The organism is Ruminococcus sp. NK3A76 (assembly GCF_000686125.1).
Taxonomy (GTDB): Bacteria; Bacillota; Clostridia; order Oscillospirales; family Ruminococcaceae; genus NK3A76.
This window is the reverse complement of sequence record NZ_JMMA01000002.1, coordinates 3055947-3077212: the sequence shown is the minus strand read 5'-3', so window position 1 is coordinate 3077212 and position 21266 is coordinate 3055947. Positions and strand designations below refer to the sequence as shown.

Sequence of the window (21266 nt, the reverse complement as noted above, 5' to 3'; positions counted from 1 at the left end):
CGAATGGCCATATTGTCGGCGCAAGCCGACACCTTCATTATGTGAACCTGTCAAGTTTTCTGCACACATAAAGTTAATAAAACTATTGATATCAGCCAATAGAAAGCTTTTCATTTCTGAGCTCATATGGCGTTTTTAAGCCGTTTGAGCTGTGATAACGATGTGTGTTGTAAAAGCCAAAGACGTATTCAAATATTTTTAGCTCGGCTTCCTTCCTCGTTTTGAACCTACAGCCATGTACACAGGCATTTTTGACCGTTGCCCAGAAGCTTTCCATAGGTGCATTGTCATATGGCACACCGCTTCGAGACATGCTCTGGATCATCTTGTACTTATGAAGCTTGTTTTTGTATGCATTGGAAGCATATTGCACGCCTCGGTCAGAATGGAACAGCAGTCCTTCGCCCGGCTTGTATTTTTTGAATGCCTGATCAAGCGAATCGATCATCAGTTCCTGCGTGTGTTTGCTGCTAAAGCTTAATCCGACACAATCACGTGCACATAGGTCTATTATCCCTGCTGCGTACAGCCAGCCTTCGTCTGTCCATATGTAAGTGCTGTCTCCGCACCACTTTCGGTTTGGCTTATCAGCATTAAAATTGCGGTCAAGAAGATTTTCTGCAACTTGATACTTGTGCCTGCTGTTGGTCGTTGCCCTATATTTTTTGCATTTTTTCGGGTACATATTTCCTTGACGCATCAGCCTTCCGACTTTCCCCTCACTCATCGGGTATCCGGCTTCTTCAAGTGCTTTTTTCATACGCACTCTGCCATACTCCTCATAGCTTTCAGCGAAGATCGTCTGCATTTTCTCTACAAGCTCCAGATCTTCTTTTTCTTTGTTGCTGCGAGGGTTTTCCTTTCGGTCATAATATGATCTTGTACTTATCCCGAGAGTCTGACATACCAGATTGATCGGATATTTATCCAATCCTCTCGCCCGCAAGTCATCTATCTTTTCTTTGACTCTTGCTCTGCCTGATATGCCGCAACTTTTTTTAAGATCTCTACCTGCATCCTGAGCTTTTCGTTTTCTTTCTTCAATCGCCTAAGTTCTGCATCCTGCGGACGCTGTTTCCCACAGCCTACAAATGCATCCTCGCCGTACTTTCTGTACTCTCTGCGCCATGTGTAGATCGTTTGCTCCGGTATTGCGAATTTTTCGGATAACACTTTCACAGATATGTTATCTTTGAAGTGCAGTTCCATGATCTTAAATTTGAATTCCCGACTGTTTTCTCCATGTGTGCTCATTTGAAGCCAACTCCTTTTTTATATTATATCATTATTAACTTCAAATGTGTAGTTTTATTATACAGGTTCAATGCATTATGAATTATGCATTATGCATTGATTAAATCCCAATTTATCAGACAAAACCATAAAGGAGGAATAAAAATGCTAAAAAAGCTCACGCTATTACATTCAAACGACCTGCACGGCGACTTTTTGCCGAAGAAGGGTGAGGACGGCAAGGAGACAGGCGGCCTTTCAAGGCTTGCAGGGTATGTAAAAAAGGTGCGTGAAGCGGAGGAGAATGTCATCTACGCAAACGCCGGTGATATGTTCCGTGGGTCTATCATCGACTCGGAGTTTATGGGGCTCTCAACCATTGAGCTTATGAACCTGCTATCGCCTGATGTCACCACGATAGGCAATCACGAGGTAGACTACGGCCTTGCACATCTGCTGTTTTTGGAGAAGTGCGCACACTTCCCGATAATCAACTCAAACCTCTTTATAACTATAAACGGCGCAAGGCTTTTCACGCCTTGTCTCAACATCGACATAGGCGGCATGAGGGTGCTCTTTATCGGCATACTCACAGAGGAAGTGATAGCCTCGATGAAGAGCGAGAAGGTGATAGGCACTTATGTTGACATTCAGGCTGCTGCTAAGGAGATAGGCGTTATAGCTGATAACTACCGCACAAGAAAGACTGACCTGACAGTGCTGCTTACCCACATAGGCATTGAAGCAGACAGAGAGCTTGCCAGACTCCTTGACCCCGAATGGGGCGTTGACCTGATAATCGGCGGACACTCGCACACGCTTATGGAGGAGCCTGAGGTAGTAAACGGCATACCGATAGTTCAGGCAGGCACAGGCACCGGGCAGATAGGCCGCTTTGAGCTGACGATAGATACCAGAAAGCACAAGCCCGTTGACTACAAGTGGGAGTGCGTATCTATCAACGAAGACACAGCGCCCATAGACCCTGTAATGAACGAGCTGCTTGACCGCTATCAGAACGTGACTGATGCAAAGTACAAGCGTGTAGTCACGACCTTTGCAAGAAAGCTGACACACCCGACAAGGACAGAGGAAACAGAGCTTGGCAACCTTTACGCCGATCTGTTACAGTGGGAGAGCAGCTTTGACATCATGATAATGGGCACAGGCGCCATACGCAAAAAGGAGTTAGGGCCGATAGTTGAGTATCAGGATATGTTAGAGAACACGCCCTTTGACGATATGCTGCATATGCTCAAGGTCACAGGTGCGCAGTTCAGAAAGATGATACAGCACATCTTCCGTGACGAAGCGTGGGAAGGGCACACAGAGTTTTACAACTACTCAAAGGGTGTAAAGATACGCTACCGCAAGAGCACCCACACGATAGAGGAGCTTTCATTAAACGGCAAGGAGATAGAGGACACAGACGAGCTGCTGATAGCCCTACAGGCATACCACTTCAACAACTTTGACGAGTTCTTCGGAGTGCCGCTTGAAGAAGTTTCAAAGAACATGAAGCCGAGAGTTATCGCTACCTCTGTGAACAACATCGTTGAGGAATACTTCTCGACCAACAAGGGGCTTGACTCACACGTTGAGGGAAGGATAGAGATACTTGACTGATGTCTGGTAACAGGTAACAGTTGTGGTATCGGCGCATAGCGCCGATGATATGCCCATTCGGGCAGTATTGCAAAACTCATAAAACAATAAGCCCCCGAGGTTTTTAATTAAAACTCCGGGGGCAGTTCTTTTAAGGCAACACCGCACAACCACCGGCGGATACCTTTGCACGCCATCCACTTGCAAATTTTCCGTCATATTACCCAAATTTACCTTGAAATACGTTAGTATTCCTGCGGTAAATTTAGCCAATCTGACGAAAAATTTGACTGCGTGTCTGACGTACAATGGTTGTGCGGTGTTGCCTTAAATATCCATCGCCTATTACCTGTAACCTGATAATAGCCTGTTACCTGAAAACGTTACTCGTTTTCATTATTTTCCTTGACAGAGATATAGTATTTGATAAGCTCGACTGCGCCTTCGATGCCGGTCTTTGAGGAATTGATGCAGAGGTCATAGTTTTTTGCATCGCCCCAGCGCATATCGCTGTAGTAGTTATAGTAATTTGCACGGCGCTTATCCGTCTTCTTGATGAAATCCTCTATCTTGTTCTTCTCGATATCATAGCGTGCGGCGATACGCTGGCGCTTATCGTAGAGATTGCCGGTGATAAAGAAATTCAGCACGTCCTTATTGCCACGCAGCACATAGTCTGCACATCTTCCGACGATGACGCATGGGCCTTTTTCGGCAAGGCTCTTTATTGTATCGAACTGTGCTAAGAATATCTTATGATTGAGCGGCATCTCAGGGTTTATGCGCCCGTCCTGAGATATGGGGTAGTTGCCCATGACAAGGTTCATAAGAAAGCTGTTTGTATAGCTCTCATCATGCTTTACAAAAAGCTCCTGGCATATGCCGGATTCCTTTGATGCGAGCTCTAAAAGCTCCTTATCATAAAAGGGTATGCCTAAGTCCTCACTCAGTCTGTGGCCTATCTCACGGCCGCCGCTGCCGAACTCACGGCTTATGGTTATAATTGATCTTGTCTGCTGTTTCATAAAGATCCCTCCTCCCAGGAAAATAGCAATACTTTTATATTTTATAATATTATATCACAAAACACAGAAATTGTATATGCTCTATCCTACAAACTTTTAAGCAGTGGTATGTGCATTATGACACAAAGACCGCCGCACAGAAGGTCGGGTGCAGCCCGTGCGGCGGTATTATATACAATGCGAGCCTGGCTTGTCGCATATGTATGCTCATTGCTGTGTCTGCGGTGTCGGGGAGGGCTTTTCGATAAGCCGGCATACAACTGCTGCTGCAAGTGTTGCCCCTGTGAGTATACAGTAGCCTAAAAGCAGCCTGTTTGACGAGCCGTATATCGTGACAACCCCTGTGGCTATCATGCCGACCGATGCGGTGGAAGCCGATGCTGTATAGAGCGCTCTTGCCGCACGCTTTGGCGGACGCTTTGAAAAGCCGCCCCACCACACATAGACAAGCGAGAGCACCATGAGCGGTGCAAAGGCATATATCATATAGTAGGAATAAACGCTGTGTGAGTAAAGCTCATACACGCCGCCGAAAAGTGCAGCGAATGATGCACCTGCGCCTGTGCCGAGAGCCTGTTTTAAGCAGGAGCGCTTGTCAGTATCCGAGATAAACAATGTCGCTCACCTTCCTTTCGCTGGCTGAGTTGCCGTGGCCGCCGCCTGTGGGGTTATTGATGACTTCGCCGTCAAAGTACATTGTCGATGAGCCGCCGCCGTCGAGGTTGTAGGCGGTAGTGCAGCCAAGACCCTTCATAAACTCTGCGAGCTGGTAGAGTGACAGCCCCTCGCTCTCGCTCGTGCGGCCGTCAGACACGACGAACACATAATGCAGCTCGTCTATCTGGCCTATCGCCGTGCGTGGGTTTGATGCCATAGCCTGATCGACCTCCTGCCCCTGAGAGACGGTTACAGAGCCTTCGTCTATAAGCCCCGGGCCGAAGGTGAACGCCTGCCACACGCCCGACTCCACGAGCTCATCGGCTGATGCTTCGTCGGGGGATATTATATCAAAGTGGCCGTCGGCGTAGATGCAAAGTATCTCGCTGTCGCTCTCGGCAGTAGAACGGTAGGCGATACCGTTTCTGATGACATAGCCCTTTTCACGAGCGCCGTAGTAATCGCCGTTTATTGCGAGGATGGCGTCATTTTCCTCTGCGGTGTCGCTTGTCGTTGCTTTGACGTTTTTGCCGTAGCTGCCGTTTGCAAAGGCTGTCTTTAAATACTGCGCCGAGCTTAAGCGCACATCTGCGGCGTATATTTTAGTGCCGTTTTCATAGTATTCGTTTATCGTGACGGCTATATTCTCATCAGAGTAAGAGCCGGCGGTGCCTGTTGATGTTGAGTTGCTGTTTGTGCTGTTTTGTCGGGTCTGTGTATCCGTCTGTGATGAGCCGTCTGTCTCTGCAGAGCGTGAGTGCCTGCCCCGTGAGGGCTTGCCGCTGTGTGAAGCAGAGGAACTCTCATCGCTTGCAGAAGGGGCGGCGCTTAAGGTGCTGTTGGCCGTGCCGGTGTTTAGCTTTTTGACCTCGATATCGTCAAACATCGAGGTGTTCTGGGCTGTCGCATCGACCTGCTCGACACGTTCGAGCACGAAGGTATCAAGCATCACATACGCCGTGAAGGCTGCGACTACTAAGGAATACACCACAGCGAAAAGATATTTTCTATTTTTGCGTTCAGGCATTTTTCCTCTCCCCCTTCTTTTTGAAGATCACCATTCTCTGCGCCCAATAGCTCACTGAGAACATTATACACTCGACCATAATCTTTGCAAGCAGGACATTCACGCCGAGCTTTGCTGTGAGAAGTGTCAGCAGGGCGGTGTTCATTGCAAGAATGAATGCTGCGAGGGTGAAATACTGCAAAGCGCTCGCAGCCAATGATTTTTCCGACTTGAAAACGAATTTGCGGTTGAGGTTGAAATTGAGCACAGAGCTTATGAGCCTTGCTGTGATATTTGAAAAGACCACCGAGCCTGTCAGCAGGCTAAGTATCGCAAATGCGATATAGTCTGCCGCAAAGCCTGCGAGCGAGGAGGCCGAGAATTTGAGTATCTCCTTATATATCTTGACAGAATCCCTTATCGGGTCAAAGTGCGAGGAGGAATTGTCGTCGATATAGATAGTCTTTATCGGCACTTCGAGAATGCGTGTATTGTCACGGGCAAGCTCCATGAGCATATTTGTCTCATACTCATATCTGTCGCCCGGGATAGCGAGCAGGCGCTTGGTCAGCCTGTCGGAGAAAGCTCTCAGCCCGGTCTGCGTATCACTTACACCGACGCCGGTCGCCAAGCGGTAGACTACTCTTGTCACCGAGTTTCCGAGCTTGCTTTTTAGCGGCACCTTGCCGTCAAACTCACGGCTGCCGAGAACTAAAGCATCAGGGCACTCGCTTGCCTTTGCGCAGACACGCAGAGCGTCGCTCACAAGGTGCTGGCCGTCGGCATCGAGCGTCACCACGACATACGGCGAGGTATAGTGCCCCGAGATATAGGTAAGCCCTGTGCGCAATGCCATGCCCTTGCCGAAGTTTGCAGGGTGGTCGATAACTGTTGCTTTTTCTCCTGCTTTTTCAAAAAAATCATCAAATACATTGCCGCTGCCGTCGTTTACCACGATGCTCTCAAAGCCGTTATCGTAAAGCTCATCGAGCATAGGCAGCATGGCCTGTGTGGGCATATATGCCGGGACAAGTGCGATTTTAGTCTCTTTCATAAAGCGTCGCCTCCAAAATATCAATACATTGTTTTTGTCTGATATCCCGCTATATTTCCCATATTTCCATTTTTGATTATATAGCACAAAGCTAAAATCAACTTAAAAATTTTACGCTCTTTCACAAATTTTTTCCTTTGCGAATAATCTGTTACAGGAGGAGTGAGACTGATGAAACATGGGATAGACATAAGCTACGCTCAGGGTGATGCCGACATAGGCAGGCTGAGAGGGAAGGTCGATTTTATAATTATCCGGGCAGGGTATGGGGGCTTTGCTTCGCAAAGGGACGAATACTTTGAGCGAAACTACAGCCTTTGCAAAAGGTATAAGATACCATGCGGGGCATACTGGTTTGCATATGCAAGAAACGGGCAGGAGGCGCAGCAGGAAGCAAAGGCCTGCATCGAGGTCATAAAGGGGAAGAGGTTTGAATACCCGATATACTATGACGTTGAGGGGCAGGCGCTTCAGGGCGGGCGAGACACGGTGAGCAGTATGTGCCGCAGCTTTTGCGACGCACTTGAAAAGGCAGGGTACTTTGCCGGGATATATATGTCGGCAGACCCGCTTGAAAATATGCTCGATACACAGGTGAGAAAGCGTTATGCGATATGGGCAGCGCAGTACGGCGGAAGGCTTGACTACAGCGGCTTTGCAGGAATGTGGCAGGACAGCTGCAGCGGCAGGCTGCCAGGCATTTCGGGAAGTGTTGACACAGACATCTGCTATGAGGACTACCCGGGCATAATAAAAAAAGCGCACCTAAACGGCTACAAAAAGCGAAAGCGCAAAAAAGGCGGTCAGGAAATAAAGAAGCAATAAAAAAGAGACTGCTGCACAAACTAATGCAAAGGCACTTCTGTCAGATAACTAACAGAAGTGCCTTGAATAATGCTTATTTACTGCGCCTGCGCTTATGCGGCAGTCTATTAAGAGAATAACATATGTATAAAGCCTGATTCCTTTAAGCTGTAGCCGAGGAATATAAACAGGATAAGATAGAAAACAAAGATGATAGCTGTCCATACAAGTGCAGCTCTTGCATAGTTGGTAAGGCTCTTTTTGGTGTTGGGGCCGCCAATTGCAAGAATGATGAAGTAGATGATGCCCACTATCGGTATACACAGAAGAAGTGTAGTTATCATCCACTGGCCGACAGACACTGGCTGCTCTGTCTGCGAGTAGGGCGAGAATGTCGTCTCGTTAAGACCCATATACTGGCTCTGGTTATAGACATTTGCGCTCTGCGAGAAAGCGTTCATATTCTGATACGGCTGCTGGTACTGCGGCTGCTGATACTGAGGCTGGCCGCCGTAGGGCTGCTGCTGGAACTGGGGCTGGCCGCCGTAGGGCTGCTGGTCATACATACCGGGCTGGGGCTGCTGTGCGCCGAAATTCTCAGCCTCCGGCATATCGCCGCTCGTTGTCTGAGGAGCTTCGGGCTGTGCTGTGAAAAGAGACACAGGCTTACCGCATTTTACGCAGAAGGTCGCACTGTCTTCGAGCTCAGCGCCGCATGATGAACAAAGTTTTGACATAGGTTTTTCCTCCCTGAGTTTTATTTTTTAGGTTGTGTTATTTGAAGGGTGACATTTTCAGCACCCGTTTGTGACTTGACGTAGTTTTCTATAGTTTCAAGCTCATCGTCGGTGAGCTTTTTGGAAGACTTAGCACACAGCATCACATAGCTGCCCTGCTCGCCTGTCATACTGCCGCAGGACACATCTGAGAGGTATGCAAACACATCTTTCACGCCGCTGCTCACTGCTTGCATATCGACATTTGCAGCCTGCTGTGACCGGTAGCTCTCGACCTGCTCGCTTAAGTCATCTATCTTTGAGTTCTTTTCATCGAGCTCCTGCTGAAGGTCGTTTATAGTCTTTTCCTGAATGGCCATAGTTATCATATCGGCGTTCTCGCCGTCGGGGATAATAGCCGAGTTCTGCGTGACCTTAAGGGAAAAGCCCTCAAGCCCATAATCTGAGAGCGAGCTTTCGAGCTTATCTATCACATCAGGTGCGATAGTATTGCCGACGAGAGAGACGGTTATCGTTTTTTCACGCTGGTCTGTCTCAGTCTTTACAACTGTTGTATTATCAAATGCGAACTGCTCGTTAAGGTAGCGTGTGATATTTGCGCTTATCACCGAGTCATAGACAGTTCTTGCGCCGATGATGATACTCGGGATAATAACTATCAGCGACACGACAAATATAAATCTGTTGATAGTCTTCTGCCCACGCTTTGAGATAGAGCGGTGATACGGCACGCCCATGATAAGTGTCATTATCATAGTTGCGAGCGAGATGAACATTGTATTTATCAAAAACAGATATCCTGCGCCGAGCAGGAATTTTGTCTGCGCAGTAGCTATTCCGTAGCCGGCCGTACACAGCGGCGGCATAAGAGCGGTAGCTATAGCCACGCCTGGGATAACATTTGATTTTTTATTTCGTGTATTGCCTATTGCGCCTGCGATACCGCCGAAGGTAGCTATAAGCACGTCCCACAGGGTCGGGCTGGTTCTTGCTATCATTTCGGTGGTAGCTTCCGAGAGGGGAGATATAAGGAAATACACCGTCGAGGTGACAAGGCTTATCATCACCTGCACGCCGAATCTGCCGAGTGCTCTCAGCAGCAGCGAGATATCCCTGACTGCAAGCGAATAGCCCATAGTCATGATACCGCTCATCAGCGGAGAAACGAGCATAGCGCCTATGATAACAGCGGTGGAATTGACATTAAGGCCTATTGATGCGATGAATGTCGCCATCATAAGTATCCACATATTAGGGCCGTGGATAATAGTATTTTCATACATCATCTTATCAATATCGTCATAGCTCATCTGGTCATCGCTGATATTGAAAAGGCTATAGAAAAACCTGCTCATTGCCGAGCGTTGTTTTTCTATTCTTTCTTTTTCCTCCTGCATATCCTGCATGAGTTTTTCATGGCGCTCGTTTATTTTTTCTTTCTCTTTAAGTTCATGTATTATTTCGTTCATAGTCAACACCGGTTTTTCCGTTTTCCCGAGGGGTGGAGGGGAAGACCTCACCCCCCGTCCCCCTCTCCTTTTCAAGGAGAGGGGGGGCAGCCTCGCCTATCGGCTCGGCCTTCTGCGCTTCGCAAGGCTTTTGCCTCGCTTCGCTTGCCGCCGTCCAAGTCGGGCTTACGCCCGAGTGGGACTCTGTCCCACACCCTGCTGGGACTCTGTCCCAGACCCTGCAAACTTTTTTTGAGGAAAAAAGTTTGACAAAAAACCTTTTTGTCTTTATATGCTTTATTACTTTCTCAGAGTATTTACAATATATGCTGTTAATTCTTCTGCCATTTCATACTGCTCATATATTCTCGGATGGCCGGGGGTCGCCTTACCTGTTCTGGTAAATTCAAAATAATGCACTCTATCGCTATCAAGCTCCGCTGCGACCTCTTCCACTGCCTTATCCCACTCGGGGTAGTGCATGAGCACGGTCATCAGGAAAACAAACTGAGCTTTCGGATACTTCTCCATAAGCGAGGAGGCTATCTCTTTATACTTAGCCTTCCATTTTTTACGGTACTCGGGGTCTGTGATATCACGGTCGTTCTGGCCTTCACAGTGGGGGTCGTTCTGGCCTACTGCGAATATCACGATATCGGGAGTAAAGCGGTCAAAATCCCAGTCGCTGAAAGGCCCCTCGGGGTAGTAGGAGAGCTTATTCCAGGTAGTCTCGACACCTATCGCATCGGGCAGGTGGAAATAGCCTGTCTTATCGAAAATAGCGATACCGCCCTGCGAGTTATTATGTATCTCGGCGTTAAGGTTTCTTGCGGTTATCATGGGGTATGCGTAGTAGCAGTTATCATACATACCGTTATGGCCTTCGGGGTCGTTTGATGCGGTATTCTCTACTGCCTCGACCACCTCGCCGGCCGACACGCTGTCGCCGAACACTTCGAGTCTGAGGTCATAGTGCTTTTTATACTCAGACACCTCTGCGCCCTCGCTAAGCTCAAAGCCAAAGAATTCAAAGCGGTGGTATGCAGCCTGTCTTTTGAACACGGTGACTGTATGCTCCTTATCTTCAAGCCCCTCAGCGATGATGACTGTCTGCTTATCGTGGTTATCCCAGCCGTTATCGAAAACGCACTTGATAAGTTTTCCGTCCACAACAGCGCCGAGAGACATCTCGTTCTGGCTCATCATGAAGTTTGTAAGCACTGCTGCGATATATGTGCCTTTAAAGCGCACAGTGACAGACGAGCCTGCGTATATAAAGCGAAAGCTCTCCTGCTTGCTGTCATCTATCCTGCCCATATAGCAAAGCCGGGGGTCTGTGCAGGGTATAAAGGTAGTATTCATAGTTTCAGATCCTTTCTTTATGCGGTCTGCTTTTGCGAGGGCTTTGTCAGCCTGTCGATGACAGCGCCGCTTGTGATATGGAGAAGTATTGCAGCCGCTACGGATATCACCATTGAGAGGAGATACACGAGAGGGTCACAAAGGTCGAGCGAGCCCTCGCTGACGATGATGCCGTTTACAGTAACGTGCGCCATATACAGCTCGAGTGATACGCTGCCTGTCATTATCAAGAATTTATGCAGCGGCTGCCACCTGATGACAGCCAGCACAGCCATACACACTGCCATAAAGCCTATACAGAAGACTGTGCTTTCCATTCTCTTGCCGACTGCCGAGCCTGCAAGGCGGTTAAATTCCGAAAGAGCGTCATTATCAAGGCCATAGAATTTCTTCATAACGCCCACGGTGAAAACAGCTATCCTCAGCAGCACTGTTGCAGCTGCGACTGCTATATGCCATTTTTTTATGGGGGCTTTTTCAAACACGAGCCTGCCTATGAGCACGCCGAGCACGAACACCGGCAGTCTTGTTGTTGCTATCTCGGTGAGTGCGAGCGACTTTGGCTTTTCTGCATCGGCGACAAGCAGCACGCCCACGAGGAAAGCAAGCAGCAGCGAGGTATTGAGCACATACCTCTTTGACGAGACGACCTCATAGAAAAGCGGGAAGAACACATAGAAAACGATTATGGCGCTTATAAACCAGAGCCTTTTTTCGCCGCTTATCCAGAAGCTCGTAAGCGAGAGGTCATAGAGGTATCTTGTAAACGTGCGGTCATTCACCACAAGGTCGGTGATGAACCATATTACAGTGCCGTACATAGCGTAGGGGATAAGTATCCTCACAAAGCGCTTTCTGAAAAATGCGCCGATATCCTTTCTCCTGGTATATGAGAAGTAGAGCCCCATACCCGACAAAAATAGGAACACCTCGACGCCTATACTGCCCACGCCCTTACAGAAAAGGTAAGAGCAGAAATACTTTCTTCCGCCGGGCTTAAGATTATTCACTACCGTATGGAAGTAGTGGAACATCATTATAAGTATTATTGAGATCCCGAAAAGCTCGCCCCTGTATTTGCTGAATATATGGAATGTGAGCGGCTCACGGGTCTTTTGGTTTTGTTTTATCTCCTGATTTTCTTCTGTCTGCGGCAAGTTTTCTTACCCCTTTCCTTTTTTCCAGACGACCTCTGCTATCACGGTATTTACTCCTGCAAAGTTTATCACAGGTATCTTTTCATTGAAGCCTACCACGAGCTTTGAGTTTTTGAAGTTTCTGTCAGCGAGCATTTTCTTTATCTTTGTCGTTGGCTTTCTTCCGTTCTTTGAGTTGTTGACTGCGAGCGTGCCGTCGTTCATTACCCATGCCCAGTCACCGAACACTTTTACTCTGAGCTTGCAGCCTATGGGTGTATAGCCCTTTGCCTTGAAAGCAGGCATCTCTAAAGTGCAGCTGCCGTCGTTTTTATGTTTATTGCCCTTCAGCGAATACTCTATATTGCCGTTGCTGAAGCGGTCGATACGGTAGAGCTTTTCGTCAAGGCCTTCGGTATGTATATCGTTTGTCATTTTACCTGTAAAATATCTCAGCTCATACTCAGAGCCCTTGGGGTCGGGCGTATAGTCATCCGATGTGAGCAGGATATTTCCAAGGTCACGGGAATTTCTTATGGTAGTGACAGGCGTGCTTAGCCATTTTGCGTTGTCGGCGGTCATATCTATGCAGTCTTTGAGCCTGCTCGATACATCGCTGTTATATGCAAATACACAGCCGAAATATTCCTGCACCTTGCAAAGTACATCGAGAGTGAATTTATCATTTTCAAGCATCTTCTCGATAAGTGCGTTGTTTATATAGAGATACTTTCTCTTTGCCTTCATCATTGCATAGGTGAGTATCAGCTGCGGGTCGCTCACATCGTAGACGAATATGCAGTCAAACTCGCTCTCACCGTACATAGCCTTTGAATTAAGGTAGTAGTCATATTTGAGCACCTCGAAGGCCTCATCGAAGGAAATCACGCCCTGCTCGTAGAGTGAGAATACCTCTCTGCCCTCGTAGGAGAGCTTGACCTCGCTCCTGTAGCCGAAAGCCGGGGTGTTGAAAAGCAGCGGATATGCAGGCGCTGCCGTGCCTGTTTTCTCAACTGCGCTTGACAGAAAGAGGTCTACCTTTTCCCTGTCAAAGCCCCTCACCGCACCGAGCAGACGAAGGCTCTCGGGGGTGTTGGCGCAGCCGTCAGAAACTGCGAGTATACGCTGCTTGCCCTTTTTGGGTATCTCACGGAGTGTGAGCCCCTGCTCGCTGTCTTTAAACAGCCGGCAGAGCTTTTCGGCGCTGTCGGGGCAGTCAAATGCGCAGAACTCGGCCTTTGCAGCGGTGTCGTCATATGTCTTGCCGCCCTTGTTAAGGTGAGCGATTATCTCCTCCTTTGAGTGTGCCATATCAAAGGGGAGGGTGAGCATATCCATATATGTACCCCTTGCCCTGACGTAATGCTCGATATCCTCAACGTGGAGGATAAGCTGCTTGCCCAGGGTGAGGTAGTCAAAGAACACGCTCGAATAGTCGGTTATCAGCGCATCGGAAACAGCCATAAGTGCATAGCTGTCAACGAGCGGCGGGAATTTCTTTATATGAGTGAACTTTTCGTAATCTATAACGTCCGAGAGTCTGTGGTGGAGGTTTACAAAGAGTATCTGGTCATCACGCAGGCTTGCATCAAGGTAGTCGAGCAGCTCAGCCGTTTCCGTTACGAGCTGTTCGTTATCGATGTAGTCCTTGAAAGTCGGCATATAGACAAATATCTTTTCGCCGTTCGGGGCGAGCTCTTTAACAAGTGCCGAGTTATCCTTTGCGGCGGTCATAAGCAGTCCTCCGCAGCGAGGATAGCCGAGCATAAGAGCCTTGCCGTGCATAAGCTCGCTGACCTTATAGCTCTCAGTCATATTTTTAAATGTATAGTCGTTCGGGTAGAGCAGGTAGTCGGCGTTCACGAAGTTTTTCTGGGTATTGCCGTTGCCGGGGATATTTCTGGTGTTCTTGGCAAGGCCGAGCTTTTTAAGAGGTGTGCCGTGCCATATATTGATATACACCTGCCCGGGGCGCTTTATCCAGCTCTCGGGGAAATAAGTCTCGGTGATGAGGTATTTACAGCTTTCCATATACTTAGCATAGCGCTTATTCGAGCGGAATATCGTGGTGCGCTTCCAGCCGTTTTTCTTCTTATAGCCGGATATTATCTTATCCGTGACCTCATCGCCCCTGACGTAGCAGGTATAGCCCTCAAACTCGGGGCTTTTATTGAGCACATCGAGGATATACTGCATATTGCCCCTGACGTTCTTGCCAAGGCCGAGGATCAGTATGCCCTTTTCATCTATCGGCATGGTATAGCAGTGGCTTACGATATTACGCTTTTCCTCATCGAGCACAAGCGAAGTCTTTTCTGCGAGCGCAGCAAGAGCAGCCTGACGTTTTTCTACAGAAAAGTCAAGCTCTTTTTGTGGTGAAACTATACATGAACGTGGATTATAGATCTTCATACGGTCATACCTCTTGCTCTTGATTATTTAAGCGGTTGCTCTTATTTACCCAGGTCGTTCTTTATCTGTGTGGTAGAGATATCGGGTGTACGGGGAAGGTAAACGACCTCACAGAGATCCTTAAGGAAATCGAATTTCCCCTCCCAGTCATCGCCCATTACGAAGGTATCGACCTTGAATTCCTTCACGTCCGAGCGCTTCTGCTCCCAGCCTTCCTCGGGGATAACGAGGTCTACATAGCGTATAGCCTCGAGCAGCTTTTTACGCTCCTCATAGGTGAAGTAGCATTTTTTCTGCTTTTCGTTCCAGTTGAACTCATCTGTCGAGAGCGCTACGATAAGGTAATCGCCGAGCTCCTTTGCACGTCTGAGCAGGTTTATATGGCCATAATGCAGCAGGTCAAAAGTGCCGTAGGTGATGACTTTTTTCATATTGGGTTCTCCTTTATTGTCTTTTTTATATGGGCTTTCCGGGGCTTTCCAGGGGTGGCCTCGCCTTTCGGCTCGGCTGGCCGCAAATGCGGTCGCACCGTGCCTTTGGCACGGCTCCCTGTTTGCGGCGGTGGGCGGCGAACATATTCGTTCCGGAATGGGCTTTATGTCTCAAAGATTAGAGCTTTTCTATACTGTGTTCGCCGCCTAAGTCGGCTCCGCCGATGTGGGGCCAGCCCCACACCCTGCCGGGGCCAGCCCCGGACCCCGCAAACTTTTTTGAGGAAAAAGTTTGACAAAAACCTTTTTGTGTTTTATTCTTTTTGGGGTTTAATTTTATTTTCTATTTGCATCTATCACATTTGTCTGATACTTTATCATATCGGTATATATACGCTTACAGTTATTATTATCGTCAAATGCGAAGAAGTTATCAGCACGCTTACGGTACTTATCCTTCATCACACAGCCGTTGCTCATATACTCTATCAGCATATCAATAAGCTCATCGTTTGTATGCACTATCTCACCGAATGCCATAGTATCGTAGTGGTAAGCGCCCTCCTCATAGTGCTGGGGGATATCGTTATGGTGCAGATAAACAAGCGGCTTTCTCATATACGCAAAGTCAAACTGTATTCCCGAGAAGTCTGTTACCATGAGCGAGCTCTCGCAGAACATCTTCTCATAGCTCATATCGCCGATAGCAGGGATAATGTCCACTCTGTCGTTCTTATCGAAGTCATCCACCTGCGGTGATACTATCGGGTGGAGCACGAACTTGATACGGTAGCCGTACTTATCAGCGGCATCGAGCAGGCGGCTGTCGTTTATGAGCGAGTTGAACACCTTGAAATATGATGTTTCCTTAAAGTGCTCATTATAGTCTCTTGCAACGCCCTCGTTCTTGGAAACGAGCATAGCAGACTGCATTCTCCATGTGGGGGATATCATTATCTGCTTTTTATCGTTATTCTTAAGGCCGTCGTATCTCGGCACGCCTGTAAGTCTGAGTGCGTCGTAATCCTTATAGTCATACACAGGGCGTGAGAGGTTCTCTATCTCGACAGGGGAAGCGCAGTAGTAAAGTCTGGTGTTATCACGCAGTCTGTTCTGTGCTATAGCTATCTTCTGAACAGACAGGCCATGCTGAACGCACACTACATGGAAATCGACTATATCTCTGAAATAGGACGAGCCCTGCATAGTCAGGTCGTTGAATGCAAAGACGGTGGAGTTTGATACTATCATCATCTGTGCGTTGAAGAAGACGAGCCTGTGCTTTAGCGTACCTCTTACGAGCGGCTTGAAGCCGTCAGCCTTGATACGCTTATAGTCGGTGGCGTTCTTGTCGATGAGGTAATATTTTGTGATGCCGTCGTCCATTTTAGATGCATAGCGGTAGAGATACTCCGAGCTGTCGCCGCCCTTGTATATCTTGTCGAAGAACATCCATATCTTCTTTTTGCGGTAGAAGGGTCTTGTCACCCAGTAAGCAAGTCTGCCTGTAAGTGCTCTTATATCGAGCTTTGAGTGACCCTCGATAAGCTGTAAGAACATTCTGAGCTGTCTGTACAGTCTCTCGACCTTGCCGCTTCTTTTTATCCAGATAGCGCCCTTGCTGTGGAAAAGGATATACTTGCTCGTCATAGGCCAGTACATCCACACGAGCTTGCCCGACACACGGGAGGTGTGGGATTTATACTCGGGGTTTATTGTGTAGTATTTGCCGTTGTATTTCAGAGCGAAGGACAGCCTGTAGATATCCTCCTGCTCATCTATCGGTATGCTCATATGGAACGAGCGCAGCCTGTATGCCGAGCAGCCGAATATCTTGGTTATGGTGTAGCGCTCGTTATACACAGGTATTATATCCTTATCGTCAAGGCGTGCTATGAGTTTGCACTGAGTTTTGGGGTATATATCCGGGAAGGTCGCATCTACCTCCAGGCAGCCGTTAACGTAGTTCATGAACACCACGTTCACACGCATATCGTCTGTTCTTGCGAGCACGACGTTGCTGTAGGTCATATACAGAGTTCCCGAGCCCTGTATAAGCTGCTCGTGAGAATCGTCAAAATCATTCTTTATCCTTGCAAGAAGGAATTTGAGCTCGGCCGGGTAGCGGCACATCTCAGCTGCATCGACATTGAGTATCACCTCATCGTCAAGCTGCTTTAAAAGCCCGGCTACGTCGTCCTTGTAGGCCATAGCCTCCTCCTCGTTGAGGACGTGCTTGTTGCGGTTATTCAAGTTTGCATCTATCCTTGCATATATCATGAACAGAAGGAAATACTGCACGAACTTGGGTATCTTGCCGAGAGTTCTCTTAAGCTCCTTGGCAAATGCGGTAAAGAGGTGTATGCTGTCGTAATACCACGCCCTGTCATACACGCCCTGGAAAAGCCTGTACTCGTTGTCGTAGGGGGTGCAGTATGTATACACGCAGCCCTTTGCGTAGCAGACCATGCCGTTCATGAGCAGGACACGCATGATAAAGAGTGCGACTGCATCGTGGCCGAGCTTGCTCTCGATATTAACAGCTGCGAGGATATTTGATTTGAAGACTGTGCCCTCTAAAAACCACGGGAACTTGTCGTGTACCTTTGAAAGGTCGATAGCGTTGCCGAGATTTTTTCTGTCAGAGGAGAGCTTGTCATTTGCGGAAAGAGTCTCATACTCAAAGCGCTTCTTCCCGAAAGATACAGAGCAGTCGTACTGCTGCATAAGGTTTATGCAGCGCTCAAAAAGCGAGGTATCGAACACATCGCCTGAGCGCACCACGGTGAAATACTCGCCCGTGACAGCCGAGAAAGCGTTGTTTAAGAGCACGTTCTCATTTGTCTCGTCATCAGCTGCGATATACTCGTTTTCCTGTATATCCTCTGCGGCTGCCTTGAAAAAGCCTGTTCCTGTGCCTGTCTTGTCAATGAGCACGAGCTGCAGTTTATCCTGCAGGGAGTTGGCGTTTTTCACGCAGTCAAAAGTTTTCATTGACAGGTCATCGTTTCCTTCATAAATGAAAATAACCGAAAGCTTCAATTTCTGTTGCTCCTTTGTTTTTTTCTGTTTATTTAAGGCAACACCGCACGAAGACCGCCTGAAGGCTTTGTACGCAACTTACTTGCATCTTTTCCGTCATATTACACATTTTTCCTTGAAATACGGTAGTATTCCTTCGGAAAATCTGTGCGATCTGACGAAAAAGCTGACTGCGCAATTTGCGCACAATCTTCGTGCGGTGTTGCCTTAAAGTTCAAGCCTGATTATATCATGGCTTATATGTCTCTTTGACAGCGGCGGCAGTGACTCGTAGTCGCCGTAGAGATATCTTAAATACTTATCATACTGGTCTATCACCGGGAAGCTCCCGCCTTCAAACTCAAGCACGGTGAAGCTGTCAAACCATTCTGACGGGAAAGAGCCGCTTTTCATATGCTGCCCCCAGCCGTCATACATATAGCCGGTGTCTTTTTTGAAAAAGTCTATCGTGCCCTTTTGCAGCCTGCAAAGAAAGCTCATAGGCAGGGCGGTCTTAAGGGCTGTGGCGGCCATTCTTACCACAGGGCTCACACGGCTTCCCTCAGCGCCCTTTACGCTGCTGCCGTTCCACTTGTTGTAGACAAGGCTCCTTGCGCATCTTGTGAGAAAGAGGTGTGCCTTGCGCCCGGCCTTTGTGCGTGCGGTGTAGCTGTGGCGGAAAACGTCTATGAATATGCCGTTGTGGATATCTGTGAGCTTGTCCGTCATCTCGGTGGTCATGAGCGTGCTGTTCATTCTCACCTTGGTGAAGAAGTAGTTGCCCTTGTCGGTCTTTGGTGTCTGCAAAAAGAAATTATCGCCGAAACAGTCCGAAAGCTCGCAGAAGCGGTCAAAGTCCTCAGGGGACATCATGATGTCGATATCATAATCCCAAGGGATAAAGCCGCCGTGCCTTGCAGCACCTAAAAGCGTGCCGCCTGCAAGAGAATAGCGTATGCCGTTTTCTCTGCACACACGGTCTGTCTCTCTGAGTATTTCAAGCTCTCGCTGCTGAAGTGTCTTAAACTCCTCAGTCTTTGCATCGCCAAAGCAGAAAACGCCCTCGCAGCCGCCGTTTACATAGGCGTTTAGCTCCCTTGCGTCCTCTTTCGGGATAAGCCGCTCAAAGCCGGAGTTCTTTATGCTCGCTTCCGAGTAAACGCCGCCCGGCCTGCCCTTTAGCAGCACATACAGCGCAAGCCTCAGAAGGTCTGTGACATACAGCCCGCTGTCGTTCTCGTTTGCGAGCAGGACGCTCGTGCGTGTACTTTTCTTCTTAAAAAGCTCTGCGGTATGCCTGCTGGCAGTTATTATCACCGCACGGGAAACATCTTCCGGGATATGCGGCGTGTCAAAGGATATCGCCGTGTCTGCCGTGTCGCTGTATACACCGAGCGTTTCAAGAGCAAGGCGTGAGATATCTGCTGCCGTGCCGCTGCCTATGACCTTTATATCCGGCAGTTCGTGAAGGCGCTTGTCCTCCCTCAGGCGCAGAGCCGTGTCAAGTGCTGCCTGCTCAAACATCTGCTTCTTCAAGTATGCCGACTGCACGCTTTATGCCCTCGTGCAGGCCGACCTTTGGCTGCCAGCCGAGAGAGAGAAGTCTTGTGCTGTCGAGTATCTCAGGCGTGGGAGCGTCAGGCGAGGTGTCACGCACAGGCTCGGCCTCGTCCTCCTTGTTTGCAAAGGCAAGGTGCATATCCCTTTCGGGGAATACTTCGCAGGCGGCCTTGGCAAAGCCTCTTATAGTCACGTCTGATGCGGGGTTTGCTATATTGTAGGGGGTGGCGTTCTCGCCGTCGAGCATTATTTTAAGAAGTGCCGTGCAGGTGTCCGTCACATAGCAAAAAGACCTGAGCGGAGCGCCTGCGCTCTTTAAGAGGATATCCTGCTTTCTTACGATGTTTGCTATAAACTGCGCCCACACTCTGTCATCTTCAAGGCTCGATGCGCCGTAGATGTAGCTGGGTCTTGCGATCTTGACCGGCATACCGTACTGCTTTACATAGCTTGCAGCAAGTGTTTCTGATGCACGCTTGCCAATAGCGTAGCAGTTTTTGTAGCTTGTGTGGTCGATAACGCCTATGTCGTCTTCAAAGATGCGGTCTTTGCCGGTGCGAAGTGCGCCGTAGACCTTAAGGGAAGAAACGATAAGTGCCGTGGCATTATTATCCTTTGCAAGCTCAAGCACGTTCTCTGTGCCTGAGAGGTTTGCCTTTATCGTACCCACGGGGTCATTCTCAAACTGAATGTTGCTCGCCTGGCTCGCAGCGTGGATAATGAAATCCATACCCGTTGCGTTTATAAATTTTGTAACGTCGGATACGTTGAGGCTCAGGTCAAAGCGCTTAAGCATATCGCCGTATTTTGCATAGGCACGCTCCTTGTTGCGAACGTGCGCCATGATGCTTATATCGTCGCCGAAAAGGTCATTTCTCACCATCAGCGCCATAGCAAGGTGGCAGCCGATAAAGCCGCCGGCACCTGTTATCAGTATCGTTTTGCCTTTCAGCTTCTCCCAGTCGATAAAGGGGGAGGTAGCTATCTCGTAAAGGTCTTTATATACGCCCTTTCTTACGAGCTTTTTTATCTCATAAGCCATATTTCAATTCTTCCTTTGCGAATTTCTTGTAGTTCTCATAGTAGAACTGCGACCTCAGCGTTGTTAAGTCCTCAGGTGTTGTTACCTTGATGTTGAAGCGCTCGCCGATGAATATGTGAACGCTCTCGCCCAGCTCGATAAACAGCTCGCTTGAAGAAACAGGGTTTAAGATGTTTCTCTTGTATGCTTCATCGTGCGCCCAGAGTATGCGCTCCATAGTGTAGCCCTGGGGTGCCTGGGTTATATACATCGTGCTGCGCTGGTAGCTCTTGGCGCAGTTCTCGCCGTCCTCGGAATAGAGGAGCGAGTCGATAGCAGGCGTTACAGGAACAGCCGTGCCGTACTTTTTAGTGTCATTTATGCAGTTGGTGATGAGCTGCTCGGAGAGCATAGGTCTTACACCGTCGCAGATGAGGATTATATCGTCGTCGTTCTTCTGGAACTCTGCCGTTGCCACAACGCCGTTGTGGATAGAGTCAAAGCCGTTTGCGCCGCCGGGAACGATAGCCTTTACCTTGGGTACGTTGTACTGCTTGATAAGGTCTTTAAGGTAGTCTATCCAGTCTTCCTTGCAGGCGATGACTATAGCATCGACCTCGGGGTGGCGTGCAAAGTGACCCATTGTGTGTATGATGATAGGCATACCGCCCACCTCTAAAAACTGCTTGGGCATATCGACTGACTTCATTCTCGCACCGATACCGCCTGCAAAAAGCATTGCTGTTATCATAAT

At 48.5% G+C, this 21266-nt stretch carries 18 protein-coding genes; 2 read left to right on the top strand and 16 right to left on the bottom strand.

Annotation, left to right across the window (positions count from 1 at the left end; translation table 11 throughout):
* Positions 1-91 precede the first annotated feature (91 nt).
* A complete protein-coding gene (locus tag CD05_RS0114275) occupies positions 92-946 on the bottom strand; it encodes an IS3 family transposase (protein ID WP_242841261.1) in 855 nt (284 codons plus the stop codon).
* Between the two features lie 5 nt (positions 947-951).
* The gene (locus tag CD05_RS0114270) at positions 952-1254 is read right to left on the bottom strand and encodes a helix-turn-helix domain-containing protein (protein WP_028509370.1); all 303 of its coding nucleotides are present in this window, start codon (positions 1252-1254) and stop codon (positions 952-954) included.
* Positions 1255-1398: 144 nt separating this feature from the next.
* Between CD05_RS0114270 and CD05_RS0114265 the strand changes: the two genes are divergently transcribed.
* A complete protein-coding gene (locus tag CD05_RS0114265) occupies positions 1399-2859 on the top strand; it encodes a 5'-nucleotidase C-terminal domain-containing protein (RefSeq protein ID WP_242841275.1) in 1461 nt (486 codons plus the stop codon).
* Between the two features lie 362 nt (positions 2860-3221).
* On the opposite strand, the gene CD05_RS0114260 is transcribed toward CD05_RS0114265, so the two are convergent.
* The 4 genes from CD05_RS0114260 to CD05_RS0114245 all read right to left on the bottom strand — a co-directional run bounded on the left by CD05_RS0114260 (position 3222) and on the right by CD05_RS0114245 (position 6580).
* The gene (locus CD05_RS0114260; RefSeq protein WP_037323051.1) at positions 3222-3863 is read right to left on the bottom strand and encodes a cytidylate kinase-like family protein; all 642 of its coding nucleotides are present in this window, start codon (positions 3861-3863) and stop codon (positions 3222-3224) included.
* 207 nt (positions 3864-4070) lie between these two features.
* Positions 4071-4478: a hypothetical protein gene (locus CD05_RS0114255; RefSeq protein ID WP_028511043.1), complete on the bottom strand. Its 408-nt coding sequence runs from the start codon at positions 4476-4478 to the stop codon at positions 4071-4073.
* A complete protein-coding gene (locus CD05_RS0114250; RefSeq protein WP_037323049.1) occupies positions 4459-5547 on the bottom strand; it encodes a phosphodiester glycosidase family protein in 1089 nt (362 codons plus the stop codon). The genes CD05_RS0114255 and CD05_RS0114250 overlap by 20 nt, the downstream gene beginning before the upstream one ends.
* Positions 5540-6580 (bottom strand): bifunctional glycosyltransferase family 2/GtrA family protein, encoded by a 1041-nt coding sequence (locus CD05_RS0114245; protein WP_028511041.1) that lies wholly within the window; start codon positions 6578-6580, stop codon positions 5540-5542. The genes CD05_RS0114250 and CD05_RS0114245 overlap by 8 nt, the downstream gene beginning before the upstream one ends.
* A 171-nt stretch (positions 6581-6751) precedes the next feature.
* On the opposite strand from CD05_RS0114245, the gene CD05_RS18900 reads away from it, so the two are divergent.
* The gene (locus tag CD05_RS18900) at positions 6752-7405 is read left to right on the top strand and encodes a glycoside hydrolase family 25 protein (protein WP_051589048.1); all 654 of its coding nucleotides are present in this window, start codon (positions 6752-6754) and stop codon (positions 7403-7405) included.
* Positions 7406-7512: 107 nt separating this feature from the next.
* Here the strand turns inward: CD05_RS18900 and CD05_RS20080 are convergent, their stop codons facing one another.
* From CD05_RS20080 to CD05_RS0114190, 10 genes are all read right to left on the bottom strand, one after another.
* Complete coding sequence (locus CD05_RS20080; protein WP_051589047.1) at positions 7513-8121, bottom strand: zinc ribbon domain-containing protein; 609 nt, start codon at positions 8119-8121, stop codon at positions 7513-7515.
* A gap of 20 nt (positions 8122-8141) precedes the next feature.
* The gene (locus CD05_RS0114230; protein ID WP_028511040.1) at positions 8142-9590 is read right to left on the bottom strand and encodes a DUF389 domain-containing protein; all 1449 of its coding nucleotides are present in this window, start codon (positions 9588-9590) and stop codon (positions 8142-8144) included.
* Between the two features lie 279 nt (positions 9591-9869).
* Positions 9870-10931 (bottom strand): GDSL-type esterase/lipase family protein, encoded by a 1062-nt coding sequence (locus CD05_RS0114225; RefSeq protein WP_051589046.1) that lies wholly within the window; start codon positions 10929-10931, stop codon positions 9870-9872.
* Positions 10932-10948: 17 nt separating this feature from the next.
* Positions 10949-12088: an acyltransferase gene (locus CD05_RS0114220; RefSeq protein ID WP_028511038.1), complete on the bottom strand. Its 1140-nt coding sequence runs from the start codon at positions 12086-12088 to the stop codon at positions 10949-10951.
* Positions 12089-12094: 6 nt separating this feature from the next.
* The gene (locus CD05_RS0114215; protein ID WP_028511037.1) at positions 12095-14479 is read right to left on the bottom strand and encodes a CDP-glycerol glycerophosphotransferase family protein; all 2385 of its coding nucleotides are present in this window, start codon (positions 14477-14479) and stop codon (positions 12095-12097) included.
* A gap of 41 nt (positions 14480-14520) precedes the next feature.
* Complete coding sequence (tagD, locus tag CD05_RS0114210) at positions 14521-14910, bottom strand: glycerol-3-phosphate cytidylyltransferase (protein ID WP_028511036.1); 390 nt, start codon at positions 14908-14910, stop codon at positions 14521-14523.
* A gap of 336 nt (positions 14911-15246) precedes the next feature.
* The gene (locus CD05_RS18890; RefSeq protein WP_051589045.1) at positions 15247-17952 is read right to left on the bottom strand and encodes a CDP-glycerol glycerophosphotransferase family protein; all 2706 of its coding nucleotides are present in this window, start codon (positions 17950-17952) and stop codon (positions 15247-15249) included.
* 207 nt (positions 17953-18159) lie between these two features.
* Positions 18160-19467 carry a LicD family protein gene (locus CD05_RS20075; protein WP_156947506.1) on the bottom strand — a complete coding sequence of 436 codons (1308 nt, stop codon included), beginning with the start codon at positions 19465-19467 and terminating at the stop codon, positions 18160-18162.
* A complete protein-coding gene (locus tag CD05_RS0114195; protein WP_028511034.1) occupies positions 19448-20533 on the bottom strand; it encodes an NAD-dependent epimerase/dehydratase family protein in 1086 nt (361 codons plus the stop codon). Before CD05_RS0114195 ends, CD05_RS20075 begins: the two co-directional genes overlap by 20 nt.
* Positions 20523-21263: an IspD/TarI family cytidylyltransferase gene (locus CD05_RS0114190; protein ID WP_028511033.1), complete on the bottom strand. Its 741-nt coding sequence runs from the start codon at positions 21261-21263 to the stop codon at positions 20523-20525. The genes CD05_RS0114195 and CD05_RS0114190 overlap by 11 nt, the downstream gene beginning before the upstream one ends.
* Between the last annotated feature and the right edge of the window lie 3 nt (positions 21264-21266).